Annotated in this window: 11 protein-coding genes and 1 pseudogene; 8 read left to right on the plus strand and 4 right to left on the minus strand. The window is 53.6% G+C overall.

All coding sequences use genetic code 11. The features are described 5' to 3' along the window. Positions 1-281 precede the first annotated feature (281 nt). Genes IJ22_RS00275 through IJ22_RS00285 form a run of 3 tightly spaced genes read right to left on the minus strand, consistent with a single transcriptional unit; the run spans position 282 to position 1907 of the window. On the minus strand, positions 282-821 hold the full coding sequence (locus IJ22_RS00275) for a chromate efflux transporter ChrA (RefSeq protein ID WP_062406334.1): 540 nt from the start codon (positions 819-821) through the stop codon (positions 282-284). Next, a complete protein-coding gene (locus tag IJ22_RS00280) occupies positions 809-1420 on the minus strand; it encodes a chromate efflux transporter ChrB (protein WP_082660583.1) in 612 nt (203 codons plus the stop codon). The genes IJ22_RS00275 and IJ22_RS00280 overlap by 13 nt, the downstream gene beginning before the upstream one ends. Before the next feature lie 4 nt (positions 1421-1424). Then, positions 1425-1907: a chromate efflux transcriptional regulator ChrS gene (locus IJ22_RS00285; protein WP_062406338.1), complete on the minus strand. Its 483-nt coding sequence runs from the start codon at positions 1905-1907 to the stop codon at positions 1425-1427. Between the two features lie 222 nt (positions 1908-2129). On the opposite strand from IJ22_RS00285, the gene ggt reads away from it, so the two are divergent. Next, positions 2130-3710: a gamma-glutamyltransferase gene (gene ggt, locus IJ22_RS00290; RefSeq protein WP_062406340.1), complete on the plus strand. Its 1581-nt coding sequence runs from the start codon at positions 2130-2132 to the stop codon at positions 3708-3710. 76 nt (positions 3711-3786) lie between these two features. Here the strand turns inward: ggt and IJ22_RS00295 are convergent, their stop codons facing one another. Continuing rightward, entirely contained in the window at positions 3787-5442 is a 1656-nt protein-coding gene (locus tag IJ22_RS00295; RefSeq protein WP_062406342.1) for a PucR family transcriptional regulator, read from the minus strand. Positions 5443-5652: 210 nt separating this feature from the next. Between IJ22_RS00295 and IJ22_RS00300 the strand changes: the two genes are divergently transcribed. The 7 genes and pseudogenes from IJ22_RS00300 to IJ22_RS26620 form a co-directional block, all read left to right on the plus strand. Next, positions 5653-6378, plus strand: coding sequence for an ABC transporter ATP-binding protein (locus IJ22_RS00300; protein ID WP_062406344.1), 726 nt, complete (start codon positions 5653-5655; stop codon positions 6376-6378). 12 nt (positions 6379-6390) lie between these two features. Continuing rightward, positions 6391-7251, plus strand: coding sequence for an ABC transporter permease (locus IJ22_RS00305; RefSeq protein ID WP_062406346.1), 861 nt, complete (start codon positions 6391-6393; stop codon positions 7249-7251). 28 nt (positions 7252-7279) lie between these two features. Then, entirely contained in the window at positions 7280-8377 is a 1098-nt protein-coding gene (locus tag IJ22_RS00310) for an ABC transporter substrate-binding protein (RefSeq protein ID WP_062406348.1), read from the plus strand. A gap of 73 nt (positions 8378-8450) precedes the next feature. After that, entirely contained in the window at positions 8451-9815 is a 1365-nt protein-coding gene (locus IJ22_RS00315; protein WP_062406350.1) for an allantoinase, read from the plus strand. A gap of 131 nt (positions 9816-9946) precedes the next feature. Continuing rightward, positions 9947-11233: a Zn-dependent hydrolase gene (locus tag IJ22_RS00320; RefSeq protein WP_062406352.1), complete on the plus strand. Its 1287-nt coding sequence runs from the start codon at positions 9947-9949 to the stop codon at positions 11231-11233. After that, positions 11230-12495, plus strand: a complete 1266-nt coding sequence (locus IJ22_RS00325; protein ID WP_062406354.1) for a pyridoxal-phosphate-dependent aminotransferase family protein — start codon at positions 11230-11232, stop codon at positions 12493-12495. Before IJ22_RS00320 ends, IJ22_RS00325 begins: the two co-directional genes overlap by 4 nt. A gap of 100 nt (positions 12496-12595) precedes the next feature. Further along, a pseudogene (locus IJ22_RS26620) lies at positions 12596-12751 on the plus strand (aldehyde dehydrogenase family protein); the annotation flags it as partial. Positions 12752-12827: the final 76 nt, after the last annotated feature.

The raw sequence follows: 12827 nt of genomic DNA on the forward strand, positions 1-12827 counted from the left end.
AGCATTGGTTTTAGTTCGACTTCCGAATGGCGAATGGTTCGATAGGCTTGGAGAGCGGTTTTATCGATTCGTGAAAAACCCGTCGTCCGTTGGCTGGTTCGCAGCTCTTTTCCATGATTGTACAATATTTGGATAAAATAAAATATAGTAATTACTCCGTATTTTTATAAAACCGTTCTTTAATGCGAGCGCCCCGCCGTTCGGATACACGCAGTATCCAAACGGCGGGGCGGACCGGATGAGGCTGATACGGGAATGGTTAAACCGGCAGTCTCCAACGATTATATAAAATAAGGCAGAACCAATCCTCCGTAAGCGAAGGCGCCGATAATGACTAGGGCGGGATGAATTTTGCGCCGTTCCATCGCCCAATAAGCAATGGCGGCAATCGCAAGGGATTGCCACAGGCCGAGCGATTGCCAACTGGTGGATGCCATTTGCCAGGTGAGGATGACCATCATGACGGCAATCACAGGTTGGACAAGCAGCGTCATTCCTTTGACGACCGGCGATTGGCGATGCTTGTTCAGTATTCTCAGCATCAGAATGAGCGCGGCCGCTGTGGGAACCACGGTTGCGGCCAAAGCAATCGTCATGCCGAGCCACCCGACGGTGTCATAGCCGACAAATGCGGCGATTTTCGTGGCGATCGGACCGGGCAAAGCGTTGCCTAGAGCCAAAATATTGGAAAACTGCGCATCCGTCGCCCACTGATGGCGAACGACGATTTCCTGATACATCAGCGGAATGGAAGCGGGGCCGCCGCCGTATCCGAGTACGTTGGCTAGGAAAAAGCCGATGAAGAGATTTATCCACTCCATGTCGTGTAGTCCTCTTTTCTGGTTTTCTTCTTGTTAAACCATGCCGTCGTTTTGAAATGAAAAGCGCCATACCCCAGAAAGGCAATGACAACGAAAGCCGGATGAATATCGATGATTTGCAAAAGTGCAAAACAGACGAGAAATAAAGCGAAGCCGACAGGCTTGCCGAGACCTTTGACGGCGCGTTCGGCAAATTCGTAAGCCATGACCCCCAGCATAACCGCGATCACCGGCGTCACGGCTGCAATCATTCCCTGCACGATCGGGGAGGCGCTCAGCAGTTGGGCGGCCGAAAGCAAAGCGATCATGGCCACAGCGGAAGGCATGATGTGAGCCAGGACGGAGATGATCGCACCGGAAACGCCTTTTTGCCGGTAGCCAAGATAGGCGGCGATTTTGGTTGCGATCGGCCCCGGCAGCGCATTGGCCAAAGCGAGAATCTCGCCAAACTCGTCATCCTCCATCCAGCGGTAACGGGTTACCGCTTCGTAGCGGATTAACGGAATCACCGAAGGTCCTCCGCCAAAGCCCAGAATCCCTGTCCTGCCCATAGCCCATACCAGATCCATATAAGGACGTACTCCATTTGATTTGGTCATCTTCTTATAACCTCATTCCCATGCGGCTTTTGTACCGCGTAATCAGAACCTGGCAGTCGACGCTCATGATGCCGGGCAGCTTATAGAGCTTTTCCTTCAAAAACGTCTCCATCTCCAGGTTGTTCGTAAACAAACCGTGCATGTGAAGCTTGCTCGGTCCGGTCATGTGATAAAGGCTTGTGACGACCGGCTCCGACGCCAACTGCTCGGCAACATCTTGCAGATGCTTCGGTTCGACCTCCACGTTGAAAAAAGCGGATACGTGGATGCCGATTTTCTCGGGATTAATGACGGCCGTAAACCGTTCGATGACGCCGGACTCCATCAGGGCATTAATGCGGGCTTGAACAGCTACACGGGACAATCCGATTTCTTTGGCCAAATCGGTGTAAGAAATTCTTCCGTTTTGATGGAGAGCGGCAATGATTTTACGGTCGATTTCATCGATGGGAACCGGAGGAATTTCACCGGAGGTTCTGGAATGCACAGAGACCGACTCCTTGTTATAAGAATTATAAATTACGAAAAGAAAGTTATTATTTCGATTTCATTACCATATGGATAAATATATATTCAATCAACTTCATTTTCAATACAATTTCAGAAAAATGATGACATTTTTTAATTTTTTAGTTGCTATGCGCGATAGAACGTGTTATTTTTTAAAATATTAAATGTCAGGTTATATGCCATGTAGGAGGGGCTGCAGATGAGGAAAGCGGTTGTGGGAACAAAAACGATGGTGGTGAGTCCGCATTATTTGGCTTCGGCGGCCGGAGCCCGTATCTTGGAACAGGGCGGGAATGCATTTGATGCGGCTGTGGCGGTCAGCGCCTGCCTGGCTGTGGTCTATCCTCATATGACCGGTCTTGGCGGAGATTCCTTTTGGCTGACTTATCATCACAGTGACGGGCAGGTGCGGGGCTACAACGCCAGCGGTCGGTCCGGGTATCGGGCGAATCGGGAGGTTTATGCGGGCCGGATCGAGATTCCAACCCGCGGTGTGCTCAGCGTTGTAACCGTTCCGGGGATGGTGGACGGCTGGGATGCGATGCTTCGTGAATACGGACGGTTGACCTTGGGGCAAGTGCTTGCGCCGGCCATCGAGTATGCTTCCAAAGGATTTGCGATGTCCCGAAATCAATACGAGTACACGGTTATGAACGAGGCGATGCTGAGGGGGACGGCACCGACATCGGCCATTTACCTGCCGGAAGGGCGGATTGTGAAGCCCGGCCGGCGTTTCGTGCAAGCTGAACTGGCGCAAACGCTGCGCGAATTGGCGCAGCATGGAAGGGACTTTTTCTATAAGGGTGCCATAGCGGAGGAGATGACCTCCTATTTGCAGGAACAGGGGGGACTGCTGGTCATGGACGACTTTGCCGATCATGAGGGGAACTGGGTCACTCCATTGCAGGGGTCGTACCGTGGGTACTCCGTTTATCAAATGCCGCCGAATTCCCAAGGCTTTGTGGGCTTGATGGCGCTTCACATCCTGGAGAACTTCGACCTCGGCAGCATGGAGCACGGGTCTTTTGAATATTATCATTCGATGATCGAAGCCTTGAAACTCGGGTTTCGCGATCGCAACGAATATTTGACGGACCCCGATTTTGCCGATATTCCGCTTCATCGTCTGCTGAGCCAAGAGTATGCCCGCGAGCTTGCGGCCTCCATCCGGATGGATCGCGCCCTGAGCCTGGAGGCTGAACAAATGGGCAGCGATACGGCCTATGCCGCCGTGGTCGATCAGGAGGGCAATGCCGTTTCGTTCATACAGAGCCTGTACTTTGAATTCGGCTCGGGGGTTACGGCCGGGAATACCGGCATTACGCTGCAGAACCGTGGATCGTTCTTCTCGCTGAACCCGGCGCATGCCAACTGCCTGCAGCCGCGCAAAAGAACCTTCCATACGTTGATGCCGGCGATGGCCTGCCGTGAGGGCAAGCCGGTTATTCTTTACGGCACGCAGGGAGGGGAGGGACAACCGCAAACCCAAACGGCGATCTTGACCCGAATGGTCGATTTTGGAATGGATCCCCAGCAGGCTGTTGATGAGCCGCGATGGGTATGGGGTAGGACGTGGGGGGCGTCGACGCAGGATCTGAGGGTTGAAGGCCGCATCTCCCCGGAAGTGACAGAAGCTTTAGCCAAGGCCGGTCACACCGTACGCAAGGTAAAGGACTTTGACGGCATCATGGGCCATGCTCATGTGATCATGGTGGATGAGGAAGGGTTCATCAGCGGCGGTTCGGACGCTCGTAGCGACGGCGCGGCCATCGGCTGGTAACCCTATGGCGCGGTTTGCGTGAATCTGAAGCCCGCCCGTTTCTCTTTAGAGAAAAAAACGGGCGGGCTTTTTGCCATTAAAATTCGTTTGCCGGTGCGCGGGGCGCAAAATCCTCCAGCACCTTATCGATCAGAAAAGCGAGACGGAAGCGCAGGGAGTCGTTCGGATCGCGGAGACTGCGGCGCGTCAACTGTTCATACTTATGAAGGCGGTAAGCGACCGTGTTGCGATGAATAAACAGCCGTTTGGCGGTTTCTGCGATTTGGCCGTGCGTCTCCAAAAATACGCGCGCCGTATTCATTAATTCCTCGCGTTCGCGGAAATCGATCTCCAGCAGGGCATGAAAGGATTCCTTGTAGAAATCGCCCAGCGCTTCCTGGGGAATCATTTTGAGCAGCTCCACGACTTCTTTGGCCCTGTACGATTGAACAAACCGGAACTGCCTGGATTGATAGCCCAAATGGAGCGCATTCAGCGCTTCCTTGTAAGTGGATGGAATGAGCGTCAGATGTTCTACAGGATTGCCGATGCCAAAGGAAAGCGAAATGTGTTCGGTCTGGAACAGCTTTTCCTGAAAATCCGCGAGCCGGTCCAACAGTTGAAATTCGTGCTGCTGCAGACTTCGTTCCCACTTCAACAGAGTCACGAACAGATCCTTCTTGTTAAAAAGAATATAGGGCTGCTGCCGTTCGGCAAGCATGGTTTTCAGGTGTTCATAGATGCGGTCCCGCTTGCTGTACAAATTGTCTTCCGCTGAATCGAGCGATTCGTCGACTTTCCCTACGACACACAAACAAGGGTACGGCTCCTGCAGTCCGTAACGCTTTCCCTGGTGAAGCATTTCCGCAACCGAGCGAAACCTCCCCTCTACCAAATCCTCAAAAAACTCGTTTTTAAAACGGCGCGACCTTTCTTTGACCGCCTGCCGCTTCATAAGCTCAAACCCGATCACATTCGCCGCTTGTTCAATGGCAAGCTTGGGCAGAGGAGAATCATCCATTTGTGCGTTCACCAGGACCAGAAAGCACCGCTGCTGCGTCAGTTCGATCGGATAAAATACAACCTCCGGCCCTTTGAGCCCTCCATAAACAAAGCATAAAGAGACAATGCGGCTTTGGCCGTCCTCCCGCCTGGCAAGCAGCTCCCGCGTTTGACTCAGCAGCCGGCTGCCGAAAGGTTCGGTCACCGGTCCGGAGCCTGCCTCGAATTGCAGCCTGTGGTTGATCAGCAGGACGTTTCCGCCGACAAGCGGAGACAATGCGTTGATAACGGACGGGATGCCTTGACCCTGCATGACCATGCGGGAAAACTCCCGGTGCATTTGCAAAGCATAGCGAAGCTCCTCATTGCGCTTTTCCATTATGTAGCTGAGCGATTCCTGCAGCAGCTCTCCAAGCGGCGGATGAAGAGGAAGCTCAATGATGGGAAAATGAATCTCGTCGGCAAGCTCCAGGACGCTTTTGGGGATCTGGTCAAGGAACCGCTTGGTCTTGATCCCCAAACCGGCGCACTGGCTTGCCGCCATATGACGAACAAGACGAAGCAGCTCCTCGGGGCGGTCGCGAATCGCATATGCTGTAGTCAACAGCAGTTCATCGGGCTTCAAATAATCCATGATATCCGGGGCATCCATCATATTGATGGACTTGACCTGCCTCTGCAATCCTTCGTGACCGGCCAATACCCGGATGTTCTGATACAAGGGCAGTTGAAATAAATCCGCTAGTTTCAATGGAAACACCTCTTTAATTGTCATGAAACATAACATTAAAATGTGTTATCTTATGAAAAATGTACATTAAATCCTCATTTTGTGCAAGATGAACAAAAGTAAATGTGTAAATTGTTCACATTTAATATTGAAAATCACAAAATGAGTGGTATTATGTAGTTAACAGTTTCGTTATATGTTATGAATTATAACATCAAAGAGGTGAGGGGCTTGCAATTAGCTGTTCAAAATGTGGAGAAAGGCTATGAAGGCAGACGCGTGTTGAAAAATGTCACCTTTGACGTTGACTCTCATGAGTTTATTTGTATCCTCGGCCACAGCGGCTGCGGCAAATCCACTCTGCTGAATCTGATCGCCGGCTTCTTGCAGCCCGACAGCGGATCGGTCACGGTAAACGGGGTGCCGGTGAAAGGGCCTTCCAAATCAAGGGGAGTTGTGTTTCAGGATCACGCTTTATTTCCTTGGTACAAGGTGATCGATAACATCGCTTTCGGTCCTGAGGTGCAGGGCAAAAGCAAAGCGGAAGCCATGGAAATCGCGCATAAATACTTAAAGCTGGTGGGGCTTGAGGATTATGCCGAGCATCTTCCGGACCAGTTGTCCGGCGGGATGAAGCAGCGGGTCGGGATTGCGAGGGCGCTTGCGAGCGGCCCCGACATTTTGCTGATGGATGAGCCGTTCGGGGCGCTGGACGTCCTTACGCGGGAAATGATGCAAAAGGAGCTGCTTCGCATTTGGCTCGAACTGCGCCCATCGGTGTTGTTTATCACGCACAGCCTTAGTGAAGCCGTTTATTTAGCGGACCGCATCATGGTCATGAAGGACGGAGATGTAGCCGGAGAATTCCGGGTAACGATGGACCGCCCGCGATCCAACCAGCATCCGGAGTTTATCGGGCTGATGCGCGAGATCCAAAAATTATTGACAGATGAGTGAGGAGCGTAAGTCATGAGTAAAATGCCGGATTCTCTCGTTGCCTCCAAAGCGTTGGTTTCGGCCAAGGGCGGCAGGATGCTGCGGAAAAAGAAAACTTGGGTCGATAACGGACTGCTGCCGGTCGTCGTCTTCTTTCTGCTGTGGGAAGCCGTCAGCACACTGAATGGAAGATTCGCTTTTTTCAATCCGATCTTCCTTCCGGCGCCTTCGGCTATCGTACGGGAAGCGTGGTACTTGGCCAAGACGGGGCTGATCGCCAGCAGTATTGCGGCGAGCACCGCACGCATTCTGGTCGGCTTTGCCATCGGAATGGTTTGTGCCATAGCGGTCGGGGTGTTAATGAACAAATACAGCAGAGTGGATTATTGGCTCAGTCCGATTTTGAATTTGCTCGGCCCGATTCCCGCTTTGGCGCTGCTTCCGATTTTCATCATCTGGTTCGGTATCGGAGAATTTCCCAAAATTCTTTTGATTGCATGGACTACGTTCATTCCGGTATTGACCAATACGCTGGACGGACTGCGGTCGGTCAATCCCACGCTGATCCGGTCGGCGCTGAGTCTGGGTGCCAGTGAGCGGCATATCTTTTTCAAAGTCATCTTTCCTTCCGCCGTTCCGAGTATCTTTGTCGGTGCGCAGGTCAGCCTGGGGCTTGGTTTTTCAGCTCTGATCGTATCGGAGATGATGGGTGCCAAATCCGGATTGGGCTACATTATCGTTGACGCTCGCAACTACTTCAAGATGTCCAATATGTTTGTTGCGATTGTTTTAATAGGCTTGGAGTTCAGTTTCTTCTCGTATCTCTTAAAGCGCTTGGAGAGAAGAATGGTGACATGGCGTAAAAACGGCATGCGCAGCGCTGTAGAGAAATAAAAACCACACGACATTCGGAGGGGTAACCATGAAAAAACGTTTGAAGTTTTTGGGAAGCACAATGGTCGTATTGGCCATGGCATTGAATCTGGCGGCATGCGGTTCGGGCGGGTCACCTGGAAATGCGGCGGAACCGGACGGAAGCAGCACGCCGAACGCATCTGATGTGAAAAACGACGGCATTGAATTGAAACAGTTCACCCTCGTAGGTGTGCGCGATGCGCAAATCTCTTCGCAGCAAATCATTGCCGACAAGAAGGGTTATTTTAAGGAAGAAGGCCTGGAGGTTACGAGTCAGTTGATTGAAAGCGGTCCGGACATCGGCCCGATGGTCGCCGGAGGAAGCGCGCCGATCAGCATCCAGACCAACTTTATGGATATCATTTTGAAATCCAATAATGTCGGCGTGAAAATCGTTGCCCCGCTGGCGCAAATTGCCGGTACGCAGGCCGTGGTGGGAGGTAAACATTTAGAGCTCAAAAGCGCGAAGGATCTGGAAGGAAAAACGATCGGCGTACCAAACGGTGCGGACGTCGTCATCGCGATCGACAACATGGCCAAAGAGCTTGGCGTCGATGCGAAGAAGATCAAGTACGTGAATCTGGCCCCCAGCGATGCCGTTACCGCACTGGAGAAAGGCGATATCGATGCGATGGCTGCATGGGAGCCGTTCATTACGAAGGCGATCCAGGGCGGAGGCAAATTTTTGTTCAGCGGGACGAAGAGTGAGCTGCCGGACAAACAAGGCGATGTCAATTGGATGAGCGTGCATACGACGATTCAGGTCACGGACGACTTTTTGAAGAAAAATCCGAATACGATCAAAGCGGTGCTGCGTGCTTTGAACAAGGCGACCGATTTCATTAACAATAACCGTGAGGAAGCGATCAAAATTCTTTCGCCGGAGCTCCGCTTAACGGAAGCCGAACTGACCGAAATTATGAACCGCAATGTGTACAGCATGGAAGTGAATGATAACTACTTGAATGATAGCAACGGAGAAGCAGTTGGCAGCTACTTGAAAAGCGTAGGGAATATCAGGGAGCTGCAGGATCCGAAAAGCTATCACGATTTGAGCCTGCTCAAAGAAGTAGCGCCCGAATTGGTGAAAGCGGAATTGAAGTAAGAAATCATGTCAGTCCTGAAGATCGCTTCCGATCTTAAGGACTGATTTTGTAAACGGACTAGGAGGAAACAGCATGGCGGCGGAATTCGATGTAGTGATCAAGGGCGGGCATATCGTCGGGTATGACCGGATTGAGCGAATGGATATCGGCATTGCTGGAGGGGTGATTACCTGCATTCAGGAGACGATTGCGGAGTCCGCCCGAATGGAGATTGACGCCAGAGGTCAAGTGGCCGTTCCGGGGATGATCGACGTCCATGTTCATTTGAATGAGCCGGGCCTGGGTAATTGGGAAGGCATTCCAAGCGGTTCGGCCGCACTGGCCGCAGGAGGGTGCACGACATACTTCGATATGCCGCTCAACTGCCTCCCGCCGACGACGACGGTGGCGGCCTTGAAGGAAAAGCTGGAGCTGGCCAAGCAGCGCTCCTGCATCGATTATGCGTTCTGGGGCGGGCTTGTTCCCGGTAATGTAGAGCAGCTTGCGCCTTTAGCGGAAGCGGGAGTGATCGGGTTTAAAGCCTTCCTGTCCGCAGCCGGCGGGAAGCAGGAGGGGGCTTTTCGCGAAGTCGACGACCGGACGCTTTATCAGGGGATGCGGGAGATTGCAAGATTGGGCAAAATTCTCGCCCTGCATGCCGAAAGCGAACCGATCATCAGCGCGCTGGCTGCCGAGAAGCAAAGCAAAGGACTGGTTTCAGCAAAGGATTATTTGTACTCCAGGCCGATTTATGCCGAGTTTGAAGCGGTCCGCAGAGCTTTGTATTATGCGGAGCTGACGGGCTGCGCGCTGCATTTTGTCCATATCAGCAGTCCTGCGGCGGTAATGGAGATCCGTACCGCCAAGCGGGCGGGCTTGAATGTAACGCTCGAAACCTGCCCGCATTACCTGATGCTCACAGGCGATGCCATGGAGGAGATCGGGGCGCTGGCCAAGTGCGCGCCTCCGCTGCGCACGGAAGAGGAACTGGAAGGCTTGTGGGAGGCGATAAGGCAAGGAGATATCGACATGATTAGCTCGGACCATTCTCCCTGCCCGCCGGAGCTGAAGGTGTCCGACAATTGGTTCGACATTTGGGGAGGCATTTCCGGGGCGCAAAGCTCTCTGGAGCTGTTCCTTGGCGAAGGCTACGTCCGGCGGGACATTCCGCTCCCTTTATTATGCCGCATGCTGTCCACCCATCCGGCCCGCCGCTTTGGGCTGCACAGTACAAAGGGGGAGATCAGGCCAGGGGCGGATGCGGATTTGGCGATCGTCGATTTTTCCGCGCCCTACGTTTTGCAGAAGGAGCATTTGTACGATCGGCATAAGCACAATCCTTATGTAGGCAAACAAATGGAATGCCGGGTAAAGTACACGCTCGTTCGGGGGCAGCTCGTTTATGATTGGCAATCCGGCATAACGAATCCCAAAGACGGACGATGGCTGCGCTCCTGAACCGTCAAGTAAAGCCGTTCAGGGATGAGCGGCTGCGATTCGGAGGCGTTCAGCACCGCTGAAAATGCATATTTTCTTTATCGTTATCGTTAAACAATCCGGGCAGATTTTTCGTGAAAGGGTGCTTCAAGATGGCAGATAAATACGTGACCGAACTTCAAGTGTCCGATAGCGACCGTTCACGATTTGCAGCGGATATTCAGCAGGCGATTGAATGGTTGGCGGACTATGGCAAGGATGCGTCGGGAGGAGTTACCCGTTTCCTGTACAGCGACGCCTGGAGCTTGGCCCAGCAAGCGCTGGCCCGGCGGATGGCAGAGGCGGGACTGCACGCCTATTACGACGATTGCGGCAATTTGTTCGGGCGGTTGGAGGGAAGCCGTCCGGATGAGCCGGTCCTGCTGACGGGTTCCCATCTCGACACCGTCAAGTGCGGCGGCAGGTACGACGGCGCTTACGGGATATTGGCCGGCATGATTGCGCTGACATATTTGCAGGAACGGTTTGGGGCTCCGCGGAGAACGCTGGAGGTTGTTTCATTGTGTGAAGAAGAGGGCAGCCGTTTTCCGCTGACGTATTGGGGATCGGGCAATATTACGGGAAAGTACGCTCTGGATGCGGTTCCGGCGATTCGGGATATCGACGGCATCAGCCTGCAGGAAGCGATGGAGGCCGCAGGCTTCGGGCTCGGCAGGTATCCGTCGCCGCGCCGCAGCGCTCTTGCCGGCTTCATAGAGCTGCATATCGAACAGGGATTAGTCCTCGAACGGGAACGGCTGTCTATCGGAATCGTGGACGGCATCGTCGGGCAAAAGCGGTTTATGGTGCGGGTCGACGGAACGGCCAACCATGCGGGAACCACACCGATGAAGCTGCGCCGGGATGCATTGGCCGGAGCGTGCGAAATGATAGCGTTTCTGGAAAAAACGGCTTTGTCGCAAAGGGAGCCTTTCGTGGCTACGACGGGTCAACTGCAGGTACAGCCTAATTTGGCCAATGTCATCCCCGGCCAGGTCGTTTTTACGGTGGATGTTCGCGATGCCGATTCGGAAGTGCTGGAGCAGTTTTGCAGCACATTCAAGAGCGTTTTTGCAGAGATCGCCGAGCGGAGGCAGCTGTCGGTCGATTTTCATGAATGGATGAGCATGCACCCGGTCCGGATGAATGTGGATATGAACCGCAGCTTGGCATCCATCTGTGAAGGGCGCGGCTTGGCCTACCGCTCTATGTTCAGCGGAGCGGGGCATGATGCGCAGATGTTTCAGGCAGTCTGCCCGACGACCATGCTGTTTGTTCCGAGCAAAGAAGGGATCAGCCACTCGCCGCTGGAGTACAGCGATCCCCGGGATTTGGCGGACGGCATCGTTACGTTGGTGGAATGGTTGTATTTGTACGGTTACAAGGAGGAATTGCGATGAGAAAATACAAAGATCTGGCACCGTCATTGCGCACCATCATGACCCCCGGCCCTGTGGAGGTGGATCCGCGCGTGCTGAGGGCGATGGCCACGCCGATTCTGGGGCAGTTCGATCCCGAATTTACCGATATCATGAATGAAACGATGGGCATGCTGCGTGAAGTGTTTCAAACCGGGAATGAGTATGCCTTTCCGATCGACGGTACTTCCCGCTCCGGTATCGAGGCCGTCATGGTCAGTCTTATTGAGCCGGGCGACAAGGTATTGGTTCCCATTTACGGGCGATTCGGACATCTTCTCGCGGAAATCGCCGAGCGGTGCGGAGCCGAGGTGATGACAATGGAACAAGAGTGGGGCAAAGTATTTGACCCCGGGCAGGTCATCGCCTTGATGAAGCGGGAACGTCCGGATGTGGTTGCTATGGTGCACGGAGAGACGTCTACAGGCCGGATGCAGCCTCTTCAGGAGATCGGCCGGGCGTGCCGGGAGCTGGATGCGCTGTTCATTGTGGATGCGGTGGCTACGATCGGAGGGACGGACGTACGGGTAGACGAATGGATGATTGATGCGGCGATAGGCGGTACGCAAAAATGCCTGTCGGTGCCGTCCGGCATGGTCCCGATCACCTACAACGAGAGAGCGGAAGCGAAAATCCGCAGACGCAAGCAAGTGGAGCGCGGCCTGCGCGATCCCCATGTCGACTTGAGCTGTTCGGGGAGAACGATCCGCAGCAATTATTTCGACTTGAGCCAGCTGCAGGACTATTGGGGACCGCGCCGTTTGAACCACCATACGGAGGCTACCTCCATGCTGTATGCGCTCAGGGAAGGCTTGCGCCTTGTGCTGGAGGAGGGATTGGAGCAGCGTTTTGCCCGGCATAAGCTCCAGGAAATGGCTCTGGTCGCCGGGCTGCAGGCCATGGGATTGTTGCTGTTCGGCGATCCGGACTGCAAGCTTCCGGTAGTGACCTGTGTTCAAGTCCCGGAGGGAATATCGGGGGATTCGGTGATGCATATGCTGCTCAGCGAGTTTAGTGTGGAGATTGCCAGCTCCTTCGGCCCGCTGAAGGGGAAAATTTGGAGAATCGGTACCATGGGATACAGCAGCAATCAAAGAAATGTGCTTCATGTACTGGGTGCGCTTGAAGCCGTGCTGATCCGGCACCGGGCCAAAATCGACGCCGGCCGGGCCGTGCAGGCTGCGTTAGATGTGTATATGGAAGCGAAAGGCACTGTGTATGAGGCGTCCGCCGGCGTCCGTTAGATTGAAAATCCATCTAACAGCGCGCCGGGAAAACGCCGCCTGTAAGGCTGATTTTCAGCGCAGTGGCCACTGGGAGAGGCACACCCCCACTGCCAGCGCCATTGCAAGCGATACGGAATATGGTTTAAGCTCCTCTATCGTTACGTCTGATCTGGAAAGAGGAGAGGAGCTTGCGCTGCAAATCGAGAGCGGAATGACCCATATGAACGACCAAACGGTGAATGACAGTCCCGTGATTCCGTTTGGAGGAAACAAGCGGCAGCGGCAGATTTGATCAAACGGTAAAACCTCGGATTTCCCATACCCAAGCTGACAAGGTTGAAAATAGATCA

Source organism: Paenibacillus naphthalenovorans (genome assembly GCF_001465255.1).
Lineage (GTDB): Bacteria > Bacillota > Bacilli > Paenibacillales > NBRC-103111 > Paenibacillus_G > Paenibacillus_G naphthalenovorans.

Coding starts and splice junctions, on each gene's coding strand:
- IJ22_RS00275 (WP_062406334.1), bottom strand. CDS start 821: ATGGAGTGGATAAATCTCTTCATCGGCTTTTTCCTAGCCAACGTACTC.
- IJ22_RS00280 (WP_082660583.1), bottom strand. CDS start 1,420: ATGACCAAATCAAATGGAGTACGTCCTTATATGGATCTGGTATGGGCT.
- ggt (WP_062406340.1), top strand. CDS start 2,130: ATGAGGAAAGCGGTTGTGGGAACAAAAACGATGGTGGTGAGTCCGCAT.
- IJ22_RS00305 (WP_062406346.1), top strand. CDS start 6,391: ATGAGTAAAATGCCGGATTCTCTCGTTGCCTCCAAAGCGTTGGTTTCG.
- IJ22_RS00310 (WP_062406348.1), top strand. CDS start 7,280: ATGAAAAAACGTTTGAAGTTTTTGGGAAGCACAATGGTCGTATTGGCC.
- IJ22_RS00315 (WP_062406350.1), top strand. CDS start 8,451: ATGGCGGCGGAATTCGATGTAGTGATCAAGGGCGGGCATATCGTCGGG.
- IJ22_RS00320 (WP_062406352.1), top strand. CDS start 9,947: ATGGCAGATAAATACGTGACCGAACTTCAAGTGTCCGATAGCGACCGT.
- IJ22_RS00325 (WP_062406354.1), top strand. CDS start 11,230: ATGAGAAAATACAAAGATCTGGCACCGTCATTGCGCACCATCATGACC.